This window comes from Acetobacter lovaniensis (genome assembly GCF_014207635.1).
Taxonomy (GTDB): Bacteria; Pseudomonadota; Alphaproteobacteria; order Acetobacterales; family Acetobacteraceae; genus Acetobacter; species Acetobacter lovaniensis.
Window position 1 is genome coordinate 34,335 of record NZ_JACHIE010000019.1, and the last position, 16,569, is coordinate 50,903.

Below are 16,569 nucleotides of genomic sequence, written 5' to 3' on the forward strand. Positions count from 1 at the left end.
ACCGCAAGAGTGGGGAGAACAAAAAAAGACGAAAATTAATCGTCCCTATGCGTTTTTTCCATACGCTCGTGCTGCTCCTGCGCCTCGATGGACAGGGTGGCGATCGGGCGGGCTTCCAGACGCTTCAGGCCGATGGGCTCACCGGTTTCCTCACAGTAGCCATAGCTGCCGTTTTCAACCCGCTGGAGAGCAAGGTTGATCTTGCCAATCAGCTTGCGGGCGCGGTCACGGGTGCGCAGTTCAAGGGCGCGGTCCGTTTCCACGCTTGCGCGGTCGGTAATATCGGCCTCATGAATGCCACCTTCGGAAAGACTGGCCAGGGTATCCCCCGCCTCTTTCAAAAGATCAGCGCGCCATTTGAGCAGTTTCTGCCGGAAGTATTCCGTCTGAAGAGGATTCATGAACTCTTCTTCTTCTGACGGGCGATAATCTGGCGGTAAAGTAATCATGTCAGTCGTCAGCCTTTGCAATGACAGGAAACCTGCCTTGAAAGAATGACGCGGCTTATAGCGGCATCATGCCCGTGCGCCAAGAATTTTATGCACAGATGCCAGAAGAAAAGCAGGAAGGGCGGTCAGTAAGATAAAAGAAAAACTGTTATTTGGAAAAAGTAATAAACAGAAAACATCCGATTATTAAAATTTCAATAAAATCTGATATGTGAAGCGCTGTCTCCGCCACATGGGTTTGTGCTTTGCGCAACAGGTGGTCCAATGGGGGGAAATCCTGACCACCACGCATAAAAAAGGGGCCGTGTGAGCACGACCCCTTGCAGGCACTATGGCGTGTGTTGCGTGCTTAGAACGGGATCTCATCATCCAGATCACCACCGCCCGAGGCATCCCAGCCGCCAGAAGCAGCGCCACCGCCGCCGCCACCGCGCTGCGGGGCTGGCAGGCGGGAAGATGCACCCCCGTTACCGCCGTTCCTGTCGTTGCCGTAGTCCGGGCCACCGCTGGTGTTGTAGCCGCCGTAGCTGCTGCCACCAGTGCTGCCGCCAAAGCCACCCCCGCCAAAGCCGCCGCCACCTTCGCCTTCGCCGCCAGTGCGGCTGTCCAGCAGCACCAGTTCGCCACGGAAGCGCTCCACAATCACTTCGGTCGTGTAGCGTTCCTGCCCGCTCTGGTCGGTCCATTTGCGGGTCTGCAACGCGCCTTCAAGGTACACCTTGCGGCCTTTGCGCAGGAAGCGTTCGGCGACCTCGGCCAGCCGGTCATTAAAAATGACAACGCGGTGCCATTCGGTCCGCTCACGTTTTTCGCCCGAGGCGCGGTCGTTCCATGTGTCGCTGGTGGCGAGGGAGAAGGACACGATTTTCTGCCCGCTCTGGCTGGAGCGGACTTCCGGGTCTTTGCCCAGATTGCCGACCAGAATGACCTTGTTAACGCTTCCAGCCATGGTTCTCTTCGCCTTCTGTAACCTGTGAGTTCGTTTTGTTCCGGTCTGTGTAGCGCAGCACGGGGGGCATGGTCTACCTATTGTGCGGGTGGTCCCACTGCGACTTTACGCCAGCCGCCAGATGGACAGGCGCGCGGCACCGTGCTGGCGTTCCGCCAGCAGTTCGTGCGGGCAGGCGGGAGCGCCCTCGGTCTCATCCGTAAAGGGCAGGGGTTCGTCGCGCCCGGTTTCAATCACGGCTATGGCGTTGGGGGCAATCCAGCCTCTGGCTTTCAGGGCGGCCAGAGCTGTGCCGGGCAGGTTCTTGTGGTAAGGCGGGTCCAGGAACACCAGAGTTGCAGGCGTTGCGCGGGCGGCTGGTGGAACGGTGACATCGCGCGGGTACACCGTGCAGCGTTCTTCCCACCCACAAGCATGGATGTTGGCGCGCAGGGCGGTGAGGGCCTGACGGTCGGTTTCAAAAAAAACGGCTCTTTCTCCCCCGCGGGACAAAGCTTCCAGCCCGAGAGCGCCTGTGCCTGCAAAGGCGTCCAGCACATGGGCACCTTCCAGCAGGGCTGGTCCGCCCCACGGGGCATGGGCCAGCACGTCAAACAGGGCCTGACGCACACGATCCGCCGTGGGGCGTGTGGTGCCGCCAGAGGGGGCGGCCAGCACCCGGCCTCTGCGTGCCCCGGCAATAATGCGCACCATCAGCGGGCCTTGTGGCGGGCTGGGGCGGACTGGTGGGCGGTTTTTTCTGGCGCTTTGGGTAACTGGTCACGCAGGACGCGGGGCGGAATTTCCTCCAGTTCGCCTTTTTGCAGCGTACCAAGGGGGAACGGCCCGTAGCTGGTGCGGATCAGGCGGCTGACATGCAGGTTAAGCCCGGCCATGACCTTGCGGATCTCGCGGTTCTTGCCTTCCTTGAGCGAGACAGTGAGCCACGCATTATCGCCCTTGCGCGAGTCGAGGGCTGCAATAATGGGGCCGTAACGCACGCCTTCGAACACGCTGCCATGGGCGAGGGAGGCCAGCCGCGCTTCGTCCACCACACCAAACACGCGCACGCGGTAGCGGCGCAGCCAGCCGTTGGAGGGCAGTTCCAGCCTGCGGGCCAGTTCGCCATCATTGGTCAGCAGCAACAGTCCTTCGCTGTTCAGGTCAAGCCGTCCAACGCTGATCACACGGGGCATGCCCTCGGGCAGGGAGGAAAAAACGGTTGACCGTCCTTCGGGGTCCTTGTGGGTTGTGACCAGCCCGTCGGGCTTGTGGTAGCGCCACAGCCTTGTGCGTTCCGGGGTTGCAACCGGCTGGTTGTCCACCAGAACAATATCGCCATCGGTGACAAAGGTTGCCGGATGCGTAACAGCCTGACTGTTCAGCCGCACGCGCCCTTCCTCAATCATGCGCTCTGCATCGCGCCGGCTGGCTACTCCTGAACGTGCCAGCCATTTTGCAATGCGTTCTCCCCGCGCTTCCTGTGTCACGCCTGTTCTCCTGCGGCCTGTACGAAGGCCTTGAAAAGTGTTCTGTCTGCCGGGTCTATGCCAAATTCCGGGTGCCATTGCACCCCAAGGCAAAAACGGTGGTCCGGGTCTTCTATGCCTTCTATCACGCCATCTTCGGCAATGGCATTCACCCGCCCGCGTCCGGGGGTGCCAACGGCCTGATGGTGGGCGGAATTAACGGCAATGCGTCTGGCCCCGCCGGTTATGCGGGCCAGAAGGGTGTCGGGCTGGATGTCCACGCCGTGGCTTGCCTCATCCCGCGGGTTGGGCTGTTCATGCGGCAGGGTCGTGGGGTTTGTATCGGGCAGATGCTGGATCAGCGTTGCGCCAAGGTTTACGGCAATTAACTGCATGCCCCCGCATATGCCCAGTACGGGTATGTTGCGTTGCAATGCGGCGGCCAGCAGGGCGCTTTCGGCCCGTGTGCGGCGCGGGCGCAGGGTTACGCTGGGGTGGCGCTCGGACGCACCATAAAGCAGGGGATCAATATCAAACGCGCCGCCGGTTATGAGCAGCCCGTCCAGCCTGGCTACGTATTCCAGCCCCAGTTGCGGGAACAGGGGCAGAGCTACCGGCAAGCCGCCTGCGGTGGCTACGGCGCTCAGATAATTCTCGCGCAGGGCGCACCATGCAAAGCGGGAGTAACGCTCCGCGCCGCCGTCTTCCAGATCAAGGGTAATGCCAATAACGGGGCGCTCTGCTGCCATAAGCCTGTGGTCCTGCACGAAAAGCCATTGGAAAACTGGAACTGTTTCGTGTCAGGTGCCACAGGTGCGTAAATTTTGCATCTTTTCCCGTCTGCCCCGTACCGGGCGGGTGCTTTTGGGCCGCTTCTAGCGGGTCAGAAACACCGGAATGCTGTGGGGCATCATATGACTACTCACAACCGGCCTGGTAGCAGGGGTTGAGGACTCGCCGGGGAGCCTGTCTGCAACAGCAAGACCAAACCCCATTGCGGCCGCGGCCAGAATGAAAGACAGAGAATGCATGGTTCCAACCTTTCCAGCCAAGAGTTGAGAGACGGTCAGATCATCATCCGTGCCCTCCGCAGAGTCTGGTGCGCTGTGCAGGGATAATGGCGACTTTAAGGCAGGATGGCAAAATTATGGTAAGGTTTGCAAGAAGAATATGATGGTGCAGCCCCCGACCTGTTCAGACATGCGGATACCCAGCCATGAAAGGCGCTGCAATGGTGCATGATACGCCCCTCCATTCCGGCAGGGAGTCGGGCATGGAGCTGGCCTTGCAACAGGCCCATATGGCCGCCACGCGGGGGGAGGTGCCAGTGGGAGCCGTGCTGCTGGATGCGCAAGGCACGGTGCTGGCGCAGGCTGGCAACCGGGTGGAAGAACTGCAAGACCCCTCTGCCCATGCGGAAATGCTGGTCATGCGTGCCGCCGTGCACCAGCGGCAGGGCCGCAGGCTGGCGGACTGCACTCTGGTTGTGTCTTTGGAGCCGTGCCCGATGTGTGCGGCGGCCATGGCGCATTTTCGGGTAGGGCGGCTGGTTTTCGGGGCGTATGACCCCAAGGGTGGCGCGGTGGAACACGGCCCCCGCCTGCCTTACCGGGCCGAGGCCCTGCACCGTGCGGAAATTATAGGCGGTGTGCGCGAGCGCGAGGCTGGAGAACTGCTGAAAAGCTTTTTCCGGATCCTGCGGGGCGAGGAGTCTCTGCCACCTGCATAAAACCTTGCACGCGAGGTGGGCTGAAGGCTTTTTTTTTCCGAAAAGGAAACCATGTTAGTTTTCAGGGCGTAAGGTGATGCAGGTTTTGGCGGCCTGTGCTGGCGCAGGTGGCGCCAGAACAGGCCGTGGTCACCCGAAACAAGTCCTGCTTGGGTACAACAAGGAACAGTCAAGATCGTGATGTCGGAAAAATCTGTGACAAACGTTTGCACGCGTGGTGGTCGCCGCAACTGGACCAAGGCTCTGCTGGCTGGCTGCATGCTGGTTTCCGCCGTCGGGCCGTGGGCTGGCAGTGTGTCCTGGGCGGATACGTCCAGCATGATCAAGCCCAGCAACCCCGCCCAGCGGATTCCCGATTTTGTGGAGCTGGTCAAACAGGTCAAACCGGCGGTGGTGTCCATTACCTCCATGATCCGCTCCGACGCCGTGGAAGGTGAAGGCGGTGGCATGGGTATGGGCGGTGGGCCTTTTCCGTTCCCCTTTCCGTTCCAGATGATGCCCCAGCCCTCCAAGCAGCTGATTGAGGCGCGTGGGTCGGGCTTTGTCATCTCGGCCGATGGGTATGTGGTGACCAACAACCATGTGGTCAAAGGGGCGACCAAGGTCACCGTCACACTGGATGACGGCACAACCCTGCCTGCCAAGGTGGTCGGCCGCGATGGCAAGACCGATCTGGCGCTGCTCAAGGTTACGCCCACACAGAAGCTGCCCTTTATTGAACTTGGCGAGTCCGATGACGTGCAGCCGGGGGAATGGGTGATTGCCGTTGGCAACCCCTACGGTCTGGGTGGCACGGTTACGGCAGGTATTGTCTCCGCCCGTGGGCGTGACATCAACGAAGGTCCGTACGACAACTTCATTCAGGTGGATGCCCCCATTAACCGCGGCAACTCCGGTGGCCCGCTCTTTACGCAGGACGGCAAGGTGGTGGGGGTCAACACCGCCATTCTCTCCCCCTCTGGCGGTGGGTCGATTGGTATTGGCTTTGCCATTCCGTCCGATACGGTGCGCAGCGTTGTGGACCAGTTGCGCAAGACCGGCCATGTGGTGCGTGGCTACCTTGGTGTGAACGCACAGGTTATTTCCCCCGTTATGGCCAGCGCGCTTAACCTGCCTGCTCCCGCTGCTGCGGGTGCGCCGCCCGCAGGGGCGCTGGTGGCCAGTGTCAGCCAGGACAGCCCGGCCGAAAAAGCGGGTCTCAAGGCCGAAGATGTGATTACCGACTTTAATGGCCAGAAAATTGCCTCCCCGCATGATCTGGCCGTGCGTGTGGCGGCGGTGGCTCCGGGTACGCAGGTAACAATCGGCTTTGTGCGTGCGGGCAAGGCGCAGACGGCCACCACCAAAATCGGCAACCTCGCCAGCGCCACGGGAGATGCGGGTAAAACAGCAAGTACCGCAGGCGGGCAGCATCTGGGTGTGGCTCTTGCCCCGCTCAACCGCGATACGCGCCAGCAGCTTGGTCTGCCGCAGGATACGCATGGTGTTGTGGTGAGCGATGTGGAGGCTGGCTCTCCTGCGGATCAGGCCGGGATTCGTCCGGGGGATGTCATTCAGTCTGTTGGTGGCCAGCAAGTGGATATGCCCAAGGCGGCCGTCAGTCTGGTCAAAGCGGCTATGGCGGCCAAAAAACCGGTGTTGCTGCGTATTCTGCGGGATGGGCAATCCCTGTTCATTGCCATTTCGCCCGATGGAAGTGCCGCAGGCCTGCCAGCGGATAACGGTGCCGGTAGCGGAGATGATGACGATAATTAAGGAAAACCTGTCCTGAGTTATCAGCAAAAAAGGCCGACTCCTGTGGAGTCGGCCTTTTTTTAATACTCTCATCCTGAGAGGTCGGCGTCTGCTCAGTCCGTTTTCTGCCCGGAGGCGATGTTGAGCAGAGTCGCAACCGAGAGAATGCGGATACGGTGGTTTTCCGCGCTGGCAATCAGCAGGCTGCGGCGGAAGGCGCTAATGGTCCGGCTTACGGTTTCAATGGTCAGGCCCAGATAATCGGCAATATCCACCCGCGTCATGGGGACAGAGGCCATGTTTTCCACCTCCTGCCGCCGGTTTGCGGTCTGGTGGAAGGCTTTCATCCGGTCGAGCAGGAAGGAGGCAACCTTCTCGCGCGCGGTTTTGCGGCCCAGAAGCAGCATCTGCTCCTGTGCTTCGGCCAGCTTGTCGGTGACTGCGGCCAACAGGCGGCGTTCAAAGGTCGGGTAATCGCTCAGCAAAGTTTCAAGCTGGGGGCGCAGGAAGCGGCACAGCCGCACATTATCCACCGTTTCTGCCCCAAAGGAGTAGGTTTGCGCCGTGCTCAGGCCCAGAAACTGGCCTGCATCGGCAAAGCCCGTAATCTGCCTGCGTCCATCGGGGAGGGATTTGAAGAGTTTGACCGTCCCGCGTGTGACATTGAAAAACGCCAGTGCGGGCTCTCCCTCCTCAACAATTGTCATGCCTGGCGGCAGTAATAACTGGCGGGAAGATTGGGCCAGTGCGGCAAGTCCTTCCTCATCCATACTGTTGCACAGACTCTTGTTCCGGATGTCACACACAAGGCAACGCATGACATCCATATCCGCTTTGGGGGCATGAACTGCCCCGCCAGCGGGTACGAAGGCAGATGTCTGGGGAGAAGATGTCATGCGATAAATCCAGAAAACCGTTTAATATCAAACGGTTACGGTTTGTAATAACGGTTAGGGCCGTAAAAGGTCGCCCAACAGCATTGTAACGTTTGTTGACATAAATCAATCATGCCAAGGGATTATTTTAATTGCAGGCCAGAACTGCAAAAAAGTCGAAACCGGGGTCTGTGGTTAAAAAGACACAGCTTTGACTCATCTTTGAGCAGTATGCGCCAGACTTGATTTAAATCAAGGTTGCATTGGCGTGGGCGTGGTCTTTCCGGCACAGAATTACAGTGCAGTGGAAGAGACAAAACACAATGGTCAAGTTCCGTTCCTTTCTGACAGCTACAGTGGCAGGTGTGGCCGCCCTGACGGGTGCCGCTCAGGCGCAGACAGCAACCCCCAATGCTGCTTACGTCAATGCTCCGGTCATGAACCGCATTCCGGATGCGCAGAAGCCTTCTGGCCACTGCGGTATCTTTGAAACCTGCGCCAGCACCAAAATCGGTCTGGGCAAAGGGGACATCATGATCCGCCTGTCCGGCGTTGGCGTTCTGCCGCAGGATCGTGATGCCAGAGTGTGGGCTTCCGGCCCGATCGCTGGTGGTGATCACGTTGCGCTGAAGAACACGCATCTTTCCACCACCAATCAGGCTATGCCGGAACTGACGGTTGAATACTTCATCACCGACAATCTGTCGGTTGACCTGATCGCAACCAGCACCCGTCACGAAGTGTCCGCAATGGGCCCCAACGTACCGGGCGAACATCTTGATGTTGGTTCCGCCTGGGTTCTGCCCCCGACGGTCACGTTTGCCTGGCATTTCCGTCCTCACAAGCGTTTCAACCCCTATGTGGGCGTTGGTGCGACCGCCATGTGGTTCCACAACATGAACGGCGCTCTGCCGGGCACGAAGCTGAACTCCGGTTTCACCGGTGGCCCGTCTGTTAACGTTGGTTTCGATTATCAGCTGGTTGGCAACTGGTTCTTCAATGCTGACGTCAAGCAGATGTTCGTCCGTATGCATGCCTGGGAAAAAGGTGGCGCTCTGGGGACAAGCCGCATCACGGCCCACGAATCCCTGGACCCCACCGTGGTGTCCGCCGGTATTGCATACCGCTTCTGATCTCGGCTGATGAGCGCGGACCCTGTCTCCGACCTGATTTCCCGCTACGGCGGGAATCTGCCGCGCTACACCAGTTACCCGACCGCTGCGAGTTTTTCGGACGCGGTCGGGGCTCAGGATGTGGAACGCTGGCTGCGTAAGCTGCCAGCAGACCTGCCTGTTTCCCTTTATTTTCATGTTCCATTCTGTGATGAGCTCTGCCGGTTCTGCGGGTGTAATACCTCGGTCATGCGGCATGAGGACGGGCGCGTGGCCTATGGCGACCTGCTGCGCGAGGAAATGCGCCGGGTTGTAGCCCTTATGGGTGAGCATCGCGTTGTGCATCATCTTCAGTTTGGCGGTGGTACGCCCACCACATTGCCACCGGCCTCGCTCCGGCAGCTTATGCGTGCCGTGCGCATGTTCTTCCGTTTTTCCGATAACGCCGAACTGGCGATGGAAATGGACCCGCGCCATGTGCCCGCAGGCTATCCCGCACTCCTGGGTGATCTGGGGTTCAACCGCATCAGTCTTGGTGTGCAGGATCTGGACGAAAAGGTGCAGGAAGCCTGCGGTCGTCACCAGTCCTTTGCGCAGACCCAGAGCTGTATCGAGCAGGTGCGTGCCGCAGGTGTTACGGGCGTTAACATCGACCTGATTTATGGGCTGCCCTACCAGACGGTGGAGAGTGTGGGTGAGACGGCACGCCAGATTACCCTGCTCCGCCCCGACCGGCTGGCCGTGTTTGGCTATGCCCACATCCCGTGGAAGCAGAAGCGCCAGAAGCTTATTCCTGAAAGCGCGTTACCGTCCTCTTCGGAGCGGCTGGCCCAGCGTGCGCAGATTGATGCGGTGTTGCAGGCGGCCGGGTATCAGGCCATCGGGCTGGACCATTATGCCCTGCCGGATGATGCTCTGGCCAAAGCCGCCAGTGCTGGCACCCTGCACCGCAATTTTCAGGGTTACACCACGGATTCCTGTCCGGTGCTGCTGGGCATGGGGGCTTCTGCCATTTCCATGACCCCTGAGGGGTTTGCCCAGAATATTCCTGCTGTTGCACCCTATGCCCGCGCTCTGGCCGATTCGGCGGAACTGCCGGTCATGCGTGGAGTGGTCTGTACAGCGGAGGACCGCTGCCGTGGAGCCATTATCGAGCGTATTATGTGCGATCTGGCGGTGGACCTGCGCTCAAACCACATTCCCGATAATCCGGGAATGGACGGGTTTGTGGAGGAACTGGCCAGCCTGCACCTGTTCGAGCGGGATGGGCTGATTACCCGCTCTGACAGCCGCATAGAGGTGACAGAAAAAGGGCGTCCCTTTTTGCGCAATGTCGCGGCTGTTTTTGATACGCGGCAGAAGGAACTGGCCGCTACAGCCACAGGCAAAGCGCCTGCTCCCCGTTTTTCCGGTGCGTTGTAAAGCAGACCGTTCAGATTGGCATTTCTGCCATGCAACTTGATCATCGGGTTGTTTTGGCGCATGGAGGAACAGCTTCTGAACCGCAGAGGCAATGCTGCAAAAAGCCCGGCACCTCTGGTTCTCCAGCATATTTCTGTTTTATCGGAAGGATCGGACAACATGCGTCCTGATGCTCCTTTGCCCGGCCAGACCGGGTCTTTTACCCTGCCGGACAGGTTACGCCACACACCCGCGGCCACATATCCGTTCGCGCACTGGATGCTTGAAAACGTTCTGGAACCCCCTGCATGCGACGCCCTTGTGGACTGGAACCCGGGGGAGAGCGCCATTGCAGGGGATGTTGGCGGGCGGCGGGAAACGCGCAATGCCTTCCGCGTTTTTGTGGACCCGGCCGTGCGCGCAAGGGATGCCCGGCTGGACCGCATGGCCACGCTGCTGGATAGTGACCCCATGCGCCAGACGTTTGAAGCCATATGTGGCAGCCCGCTGGATGAGGCGGCCCTCAGGCTGGAACTGTGTCTGGATACGGATGGATTCTGGCTCGAACCCCATACCGACATCGGGGCCAAAAAGCTGACCCTGCTAATCTCCCTTTCCAGGGGGGAGGACGCGCAGCAATGGGGCACGGACCTGATGACACCTCAGGGCGAATCTGTTGCCCGTGCATCTGGCGTGTTCAATTCGGGGGTGTTGTTCATCCCCTCAGACAAGACATGGCATGGCTTTGTACAGCGCCCGATCCGGGGGACACGGCGGACCCTGATCGTCAATTTTGTCGATAAAAACTGGCGTGCCGTGCACGAACTGGCCTTTGGACCGCGTATGGTCCGGGCCTGACCTTTCCTGTTTGGCGGAAAAGGCGCAAAACGGGCCGGGGTGCCCGTTTTTTGCAATTCTGTGACAAATCGGGTTTAGGAAAGCTACAGAAATTTCAACGGGGATAAAACGGGAATGAGTGAACCTGTGCGTGAGTCGATGGAGTTCGATGTTGTCATTGTTGGCGGTGGCCCCGCCGGACTGGCTGCCGCCATTCGTCTGCGCCAGCTTTCGCCGCAAACCAGTGTCTGCCTGATTGAAAAAGGGAGCGAGATCGGGGCGCATATTGTATCCGGCGCCGTGATCGAGCCGCGCGCACTGGCCGAACTGCTGCCCGACTGGCGCGAACGCGGTGCGCCGCTGGATACGCCTGTAACGGCGGAAGATATGTTCTACCTGACCGAAACAGGCAGTATTCGGGTGCCCATGCTCGACAAGGTCATGCCGCACATGGCCAACCACGGGAATTACATTGTCAGTCTGGGCGAGGTCTGCCGCTGGCTGGCCGTGCAGGCCGAGGAACTGGGGGTGGAAATCTACCCCGGTTTTGCCGGGGCCGAAGTGCTGATCGAACGCAACCGCGTGGTGGGTGTGGCCACGGGGGACATGGGTGTGGGGCGTGACGGCAAACCCGGCCCCAACTACCAGCCCGGCATGGAACTGCGTGGGCGCTACACCCTGTTTGCAGAAGGCTGCCGTGGCTCCCTGACCAAGCAGGTCATGGCCCATTACGACCTGCGCAAGGATGCGGACCCGCAGACCTACGGCCTTGGTATTAAGGAAGTGTGGGAAATCCCGGCAGAAAACCATCGCCCCGGTCTGGTGCAGCACAGCTTTGGCTGGCCGCTGGATAACGGTACGTATGGTGGCGCGTGGCTGTACCATTTTGGCGAAAACCTTGTGTCCTATGGCTTTGTCATCGGGCTGGACTACGCCAACACATGGCTCTCCCCGTTTGAGGAAATGCAGCGCGTCAAGCTGCATCTGGCTTTCCGCCAGCATCTGGAAGGGGGGCGGCGTATTTCCTACGGTGCGCGTGCCCTGTCCGAAGGTGGTTTGCAGTCCATTCCGCGCCTGACCTTCCCCGGTGGTGCGCTGATCGGGGATTCGGCAGGGTTTTTGAATGTGCCAAAAATCAAGGGCACGCATACATCCATGAAGTCGGGCATGCTGGCGGCGGAAGCCGTGGTGGATGCCATGAAAACCGACCGCGCAGAACCGGGCTCCTATACGCAGAAGGTCCGGCAGTCCTGGCTGTGGCAGGAACTACGCACCGCACGCAACATTCGCCCCGCCTTTGCCCGTTTTGGGGCCATGGGTGGTGCTGTGTACGCGGGGCTGGATGCCATGGTGCTGCGTGGACGCGCCCCATGGACGCTCCACTTCAAACATCAGGATAACGAAACGCTGCGTGCGGCTGATCTGTGCGCAAAGCCGTTTTACCCCAAGCCTGATGGCAAGCTGACGTTTGATCGTCTGTCTTCCGTCTTCCTGTCCGCCACCAACCATGAGGAGGATCAGCCGGTGCATCTGCGGCTTAAAAATCCGTCCTTGTGGAAAACGGTCAACTGGGATGTGTTCCACGCACCAGAGGCGCGTTATTGCCCGGCGGGTGTGTACGAAGTGGCGGATGAGCAGACAGCGCCACATCTGCAAATCAATGCCCAGAACTGCGTACATTGCAAAACGTGTGACATTAAGGACCCCACCCAGAATATAGACTGGACCACGCCCGAAGGGGGTGGTGGGCCGAATTATCCGGCTGGTATGTGAATTTCGGTCAAAGTACGATAAAGAACCGTCCGAACCATCCTGCGTCTGCAAGCGAAAGAAGTCATGAAGATACTCGTACCTGTAAAGCGGGTTGTTGATTACAACATCAAACCGCGCGTCAAGGCGGATGGCAGCGGAGTGGAAACCGCTGGCGTCAAGATGTCCATGAATCCGTTTGACGAAATTGCGGTGGAAGAAGCCGTGCGCCTGCGTGAAAAAGGCGCTGCTTCGGAAGTCGTGGTTGTGTCCATTGGTGTGCAGCAGGCGCAGGACACCCTGCGTACCGCCATGGCCATGGGCGCTGACCGGGCCATTCTGGTGCTGACCGATGAAAGCCCCGAACCTCTGGCTGTTGCCAAGGTGCTCAAAACACTGGTCGAAAAAGAAGGCCCCTCGCTGGTTGTGCTGGGCAAACAGGCCATTGATGATGATATGAACGCAACGGGCCAGATGCTGGCCGGTCTGCTGGGCTGGGGTCAGGGTACCTTTGCCAGCAAGGTTGATGTGGTTGATGGCCGCGTGAATGTCAGCCGTGAAATTGATGGCGGAACGGAGCAGGTCTCCCTTGCCCTGCCAGCCATTATCACGGCCGACCTGCGCCTGAACGAGCCGCGCTACGCCTCCCTGCCCAACATTATGAAAGCCAAGAAAAAGCCGCTGGAAACCATTCCCGCCGCTGACCTTGGTGTGGACATGACCCCGCGCCTGACGGTTGTTTCCGTTGCGGAACCCGCAGAACGCAAGGCGGGGATCAAGGTTGGCTCCGCAACAGAGCTGGTGGAAAAACTGCGTAATGAAGCAAAGGTGATCTGAACATGACCGCTCTTGTTCTTCTGGATCATGAAGGCGGCCAGATCAGGAAGGCAGCCCTTTCTGCTGTAACCGCTGCAACCCGTCTGGGTGATGTGCATGTGCTGGTCGCCGGGGATGCCGCTCTGGCACAGGCTGCAAGCCAGATTGCAGGCGTGTCCAAGGTGCTGCATGCGGCAGATGCCCGCTATGCGCATGAGCTGGCCGAACCTCTGGCAGCCCTGCTTGTCTCCCTTGCTGGCAGTTATGACCATATCGTGGCTGCTGCGGGTGCTACGGGTAAGAACGTGCTGCCGCGTGCTGCTGCCCTGCTGGACGTGCAGCCCATCCCCGATGTGGTGAGCATTGTGGACGCGCAGACCTTTGTACGCCCGATTTACGCTGGCAACGCGCTGGCGACCGTGCGTTCTTCTGATGCCAAAAAAGTGCTGACCGTGCGCAGCGCATCGTTTGATGCCGCCCCGGCCGAAGGTGGCAGCGCCCAGGTTGAGGTCGTGGCTGCGGTGGATAGCCCTGACGTGTCCCGCTTTGAGGCCGTTCAGCTGTCTGACTCCGCCCGCCCCGATCTGGAATCGGCACGTGTTGTGGTGTCTGGCGGTCGTGGCATGGGGAGCGAGGAAAAGTTCCACGCGCTGGACCCGCTGGCCGATGTACTGGGTGCGGCGGTTGGTGCGTCCCGCGCCGCAGTCGATTCCGGTTTTGTGCCCAACGAATTGCAGGTCGGCCAGACCGGCAAGATCGTGGCGCCGGAACTGTACATGGCGTTTGGTATTTCCGGCGCAATCCAGCATCTGGCAGGCATGAAGGACAGCCGCGTGATTGTGGCCGTGAACAAAGACCCCGAAGCTCCCATCTTTCAGGTAGCGGATTACGGCATTGTGGGCGATCTGTTCGAGGTTGTGCCGCAGTTGGTGGAAGAGCTTAAAAAATAAGCGCTTCCCCATAGTTACGTGCTTGAAAGGCCCGTATGCCCATCTGGCGTACGGGCTTTTTTATGGGGCTATTCCGTGCCGTAAGCCGCCATGAATACCCTGACTGCGGCATGAATCACTTTTTCTTCATCCTCCGTACTGTTTTCCGGGTTCAGGTTAAAACGGCGCAGGTGGGCGATGCGTGTCTGGCACAGGGCAAAAAACTGCTCGGCGGCAAAAACAGGGTCTTCTGTCCGCAAGGTGCCCAGTGCTTCCTGTTCGCGTATCCAGTTGGCCAGTGTGGCAATGGCGACTCGGGGGCCATTTTCCCAGAACACGGCTCCAAGCTGGGGGAAGCGCGGCGCTTCGGAGACAATAATCCGGTAGAGCATCAGGCTGTCGGGCAGGGTAATCAGGCGTACCATGGCGCGGGCCACGGCGGTCAGTATTTCCCGCGCGGGCGAATCCTCCTGCACGGGGGCAAGAGCCACGGGCAGTTTTTCGCGGCAGCATTGTTCCACAAAGGCGGCAAACAGGTCGGCCTTGTTGGTAAAGTAGTTATACAGCGTTCCCTTGGAGACAGCGGCCTGCCGCGCAATGGCGGACATGCTTGCGCCCTCGTAGCCATGTTCGGCAAAAACCGCACTGGCTCCAGTCAGAATCTGCTGTCGTTTGGTCTCGGACTCTCCCGTGCAGGGGGAGCAGGAAGGCGCGGGGAAGGGAGGAGATAGGGCCATGGATCTTCGGGCTTTGGAGACTTGTGATTGACGCGGTAGGGAAAGACGATAGGGTATGCCCTGACCGAACTGGTCGGTCAGCGTGGCGGTTATAACGCATATTAAAGCAGGCGCATAATTTCGACGAGGGTAAGCGGGTGGCAAGAAGGAATGCACGGCGGGCGGGCGTACTGGCAGCCGGTTTTATTCTGGCAGGTTGTGCTGTAGGGCCAGACTATAAAAAGCCCCAGGCGTGGTCCCCCTCACAATGGCAGAAAGCGGCAACGCAGGACCGGAGCAGCGCGCTGAGTGTGCCCACGGAGCAGGAGCCGGACGCGCAGTGGTGGTCAGTGTTCCATGACCCGGAACTGACCTCGCTTGAACAGCGTCTGGCCGCCCAGAACCTGGACGTGTTGCAGGCATCCGAACAGCTTGCCGTCAGCCGTGGGCAGTTACTGCTGGCTGGTGCAGAGCGTTTCCCAGACCTTGCAGCCTCTGGCTCGTACAGCCGCGTGCAGCACAGTAGCAAGCAGTTGCAGCGGATTGTGGAACGCATTGGTGAAAATTCCGCAGGTTCCCAGTTGGGGGATATGCTGACCAGCCAGTCTTCCGAGGCCACCATCCCGCTGCTGAACAACTGGCAGGATGGTGTGCAGGCCAGTTGGGAAGTGGACCTGTGGGGCCGTGTGCGCAGGCAGTACGAGGCTGCCAAGTCCTACACCAACGCCACCATGGAAGAACGCCGCGGGATTCTGATCGCCCGTCAATCCGAGCTGGCATCGGATTACATGACACTGCGCAGCCTGCAGGAGCAGTTGCGTATTACCACGGCCAACCGCGATGCCGCAGCCAAACTGCTGCAACTGAGCCAGTCGCGCTACAAAAGCGGTCTGGTAAGCGAACTGGATGTGGATAGCGCCCAGTCCGAGCTTCAGCATACCAATGCCCTGATCCCGCAGTTTGAGCAGCGCATTGCCATGCAGATCAACGCCATCAATCTGCTTATGGGCATGCCTCCGGGTGGGCTGAACACCGAACTGGTGCAAACAGCGGGCATACCGCTGGTGCCGCCAGCCGTGCCTATTGGCCTGCCATCCGAACTGGCCCACCGTCGCCCCGACATCCGTGAGGCTGAGGCCGAACTGCATGCGGCCACGGCCGAAGTGGGGCAGGCCATGGCGGACTTTTACCCCAAGGTCACCATTGATGCGGGCTTTGGGCTTCAGTCCTTCTCGTTCCGCGATATGGGGATGTGGAGCTCACGCATGTGGAATGTGGGGCCGTCCATCACGATCCCCATTTTTCAGGGCGGACGCCTGACCGGCCAGTTGCAGATGAAAAAAGCGTCGCAGAAGGCCGCAGCCCTGCGGTACCGCAAAACGGTGCTCAATGCCTGGAGCGAGGTGGATAATGCACTGACCGCATATCAGGCCGAGCAGAAGAAGAACCAGCGCCTGAGCAGTCAGGTGGCAGCAGACAGGCGTTCCATGGAACTGGCGCAAAGCCAGTATAAGCATGGGTTGCAGAGTTACCTGCAGGTGCTTGATGCGCAGCGCAGGCTGCTTTCTTCCCAGACCAGTCTGGCGGATAGCACAGCGACGATCGCAGATGATCTGGTGCGTCTGTATAATGCGCTGGGCGGGGGATGGGAGACCACCTTCCCCGTCTCCAGTCCCAAACACGCCTAACTGCTTGGGCGTACAGGATATTCCAAACCAGCAACGGGCCGAGAGGCCCGTTTTTATTTTGTGTTAGGAACGTTAATTTTCGGGAATGGCGGTTTTCTGGGGTTTTTTGTTTAGGTTATGATTTTGTTTCATTTTTT

General features: G+C 59.5%; 16 protein-coding genes. 9 read left to right on the top strand and 7 right to left on the bottom strand.

Annotated elements, in window-relative coordinates; all coding sequences use genetic code 11:
• Window positions 1–35: 35 nt before the first annotated feature.
• From dksA to HNR55_RS14685, 5 genes are all read right to left on the bottom strand, one after another.
• Window positions 36–449 (bottom strand): RNA polymerase-binding protein DksA, encoded by a 414-nt coding sequence (gene dksA / locus HNR55_RS14665; RefSeq protein WP_086647048.1) that lies wholly within the window; start codon window positions 447–449, stop codon window positions 36–38.
• Between the two features lie 349 nt (window positions 450–798).
• Window positions 799–1,398, bottom strand: coding sequence for a single-stranded DNA-binding protein (ssb, locus tag HNR55_RS14670; RefSeq protein ID WP_166116608.1), 600 nt, complete (start codon window positions 1,396–1,398; stop codon window positions 799–801).
• Between the two features lie 105 nt (window positions 1,399–1,503).
• Window positions 1,504–2,091, bottom strand: coding sequence for a 16S rRNA (guanine(966)-N(2))-methyltransferase RsmD (gene rsmD, locus HNR55_RS14675; protein WP_184382755.1), 588 nt, complete (start codon window positions 2,089–2,091; stop codon window positions 1,504–1,506).
• Window positions 2,091–2,867, bottom strand: a complete 777-nt coding sequence (locus tag HNR55_RS14680) for a pseudouridine synthase (RefSeq protein ID WP_184382757.1) — start codon at window positions 2,865–2,867, stop codon at window positions 2,091–2,093. Before HNR55_RS14680 ends, rsmD begins: the two co-directional genes overlap by 1 nt.
• Window positions 2,864–3,595: a gamma-glutamyl-gamma-aminobutyrate hydrolase family protein gene (locus HNR55_RS14685; RefSeq protein WP_166116611.1), complete on the bottom strand. Its 732-nt coding sequence runs from the start codon at window positions 3,593–3,595 to the stop codon at window positions 2,864–2,866. Before HNR55_RS14685 ends, HNR55_RS14680 begins: the two co-directional genes overlap by 4 nt.
• Window positions 3,596–4,119: 524 nt before the next feature.
• Between HNR55_RS14685 and HNR55_RS14690 the strand changes: the two genes are divergently transcribed.
• On the top strand, window positions 4,120–4,575 hold the full coding sequence (locus HNR55_RS14690; protein ID WP_373318121.1) for a nucleoside deaminase: 456 nt from the start codon (window positions 4,120–4,122) through the stop codon (window positions 4,573–4,575).
• A gap of 180 nt (window positions 4,576–4,755) precedes the next feature.
• Window positions 4,756–6,330: a Do family serine endopeptidase gene (locus tag HNR55_RS14695; protein WP_166116636.1), complete on the top strand. Its 1,575-nt coding sequence runs from the start codon at window positions 4,756–4,758 to the stop codon at window positions 6,328–6,330.
• A 92-nt stretch (window positions 6,331–6,422) separates the two neighbouring features.
• Here HNR55_RS14695 and HNR55_RS14700 read toward each other — a convergent pair whose 3' ends face one another.
• Window positions 6,423–7,205 carry a Crp/Fnr family transcriptional regulator gene (locus HNR55_RS14700; protein ID WP_242005628.1) on the bottom strand — a complete coding sequence of 261 codons (783 nt, stop codon included), beginning with the start codon at window positions 7,203–7,205 and terminating at the stop codon, window positions 6,423–6,425.
• Between the two features lie 302 nt (window positions 7,206–7,507).
• Here HNR55_RS14700 and HNR55_RS14705 point away from each other — a divergent pair, with 302 nt between their 5' ends.
• The 6 genes from HNR55_RS14705 to HNR55_RS14730 all read left to right on the top strand — a co-directional run bounded on the left by HNR55_RS14705 (window position 7,508) and on the right by HNR55_RS14730 (window position 14,049).
• Complete coding sequence (locus HNR55_RS14705) at window positions 7,508–8,317, top strand: OmpW/AlkL family protein (protein ID WP_166116613.1); 810 nt, start codon at window positions 7,508–7,510, stop codon at window positions 8,315–8,317.
• A gap of 9 nt (window positions 8,318–8,326) precedes the next feature.
• A complete protein-coding gene (hemN, locus tag HNR55_RS14710) occupies window positions 8,327–9,718 on the top strand; it encodes an oxygen-independent coproporphyrinogen III oxidase (protein WP_166116615.1) in 1,392 nt (463 codons plus the stop codon).
• A 159-nt stretch (window positions 9,719–9,877) separates the two neighbouring features.
• Complete coding sequence (locus HNR55_RS14715; protein ID WP_166116617.1) at window positions 9,878–10,555, top strand: 2OG-Fe(II) oxygenase; 678 nt, start codon at window positions 9,878–9,880, stop codon at window positions 10,553–10,555.
• A gap of 114 nt (window positions 10,556–10,669) precedes the next feature.
• Window positions 10,670–12,307: an electron transfer flavoprotein-ubiquinone oxidoreductase gene (locus HNR55_RS14720; protein WP_166116619.1), complete on the top strand. Its 1,638-nt coding sequence runs from the start codon at window positions 10,670–10,672 to the stop codon at window positions 12,305–12,307.
• Window positions 12,308–12,370: 63 nt separating this feature from the next.
• A complete protein-coding gene (locus tag HNR55_RS14725) occupies window positions 12,371–13,120 on the top strand; it encodes an electron transfer flavoprotein subunit beta/FixA family protein (protein ID WP_166116621.1) in 750 nt (249 codons plus the stop codon).
• A gap of 2 nt (window positions 13,121–13,122) precedes the next feature.
• Entirely contained in the window at window positions 13,123–14,049 is a 927-nt protein-coding gene (locus HNR55_RS14730) for an FAD-binding protein (RefSeq protein WP_166116623.1), read from the top strand.
• Window positions 14,050–14,117: 68 nt separating this feature from the next.
• On the opposite strand, the gene HNR55_RS14735 is transcribed toward HNR55_RS14730, so the two are convergent.
• Complete coding sequence (locus HNR55_RS14735) at window positions 14,118–14,765, bottom strand: TetR/AcrR family transcriptional regulator (RefSeq protein WP_166116626.1); 648 nt, start codon at window positions 14,763–14,765, stop codon at window positions 14,118–14,120.
• Between the two features lie 137 nt (window positions 14,766–14,902).
• Here HNR55_RS14735 and HNR55_RS14740 point away from each other — a divergent pair, with 137 nt between their 5' ends.
• Window positions 14,903–16,432 (top strand): efflux transporter outer membrane subunit, encoded by a 1,530-nt coding sequence (locus HNR55_RS14740; RefSeq protein ID WP_253545905.1) that lies wholly within the window; start codon window positions 14,903–14,905, stop codon window positions 16,430–16,432.
• Window positions 16,433–16,569: the final 137 nt, after the last annotated feature.

Coding starts and splice junctions, on each gene's coding strand:
- dksA (WP_086647048.1), bottom strand. CDS start 449: ATGATTACTTTACCGCCAGATTATCGCCCGTCAGAAGAAGAAGAGTTC.
- ssb (WP_166116608.1), bottom strand. CDS start 1,398: ATGGCTGGAAGCGTTAACAAGGTCATTCTGGTCGGCAATCTGGGCAAA.
- rsmD (WP_184382755.1), bottom strand. CDS start 2,091: ATGGTGCGCATTATTGCCGGGGCACGCAGAGGCCGGGTGCTGGCCGCC.
- HNR55_RS14685 (WP_166116611.1), bottom strand. CDS start 3,595: ATGGCAGCAGAGCGCCCCGTTATTGGCATTACCCTTGATCTGGAAGAC.
- HNR55_RS14690 (WP_373318121.1), top strand. CDS start 4,120: ATGGAGCTGGCCTTGCAACAGGCCCATATGGCCGCCACGCGGGGGGAG.
- HNR55_RS14695 (WP_166116636.1), top strand. CDS start 4,756: ATGTCGGAAAAATCTGTGACAAACGTTTGCACGCGTGGTGGTCGCCGC.
- HNR55_RS14700 (WP_242005628.1), bottom strand. CDS start 7,205: ATGACATCTTCTCCCCAGACATCTGCCTTCGTACCCGCTGGCGGGGCA.
- HNR55_RS14705 (WP_166116613.1), top strand. CDS start 7,508: ATGGTCAAGTTCCGTTCCTTTCTGACAGCTACAGTGGCAGGTGTGGCC.
- hemN (WP_166116615.1), top strand. CDS start 8,327: ATGAGCGCGGACCCTGTCTCCGACCTGATTTCCCGCTACGGCGGGAAT.
- HNR55_RS14715 (WP_166116617.1), top strand. CDS start 9,878: ATGCGTCCTGATGCTCCTTTGCCCGGCCAGACCGGGTCTTTTACCCTG.
- HNR55_RS14720 (WP_166116619.1), top strand. CDS start 10,670: ATGAGTGAACCTGTGCGTGAGTCGATGGAGTTCGATGTTGTCATTGTT.
- HNR55_RS14725 (WP_166116621.1), top strand. CDS start 12,371: ATGAAGATACTCGTACCTGTAAAGCGGGTTGTTGATTACAACATCAAA.
- HNR55_RS14730 (WP_166116623.1), top strand. CDS start 13,123: ATGACCGCTCTTGTTCTTCTGGATCATGAAGGCGGCCAGATCAGGAAG.
- HNR55_RS14735 (WP_166116626.1), bottom strand. CDS start 14,765: ATGGCCCTATCTCCTCCCTTCCCCGCGCCTTCCTGCTCCCCCTGCACG.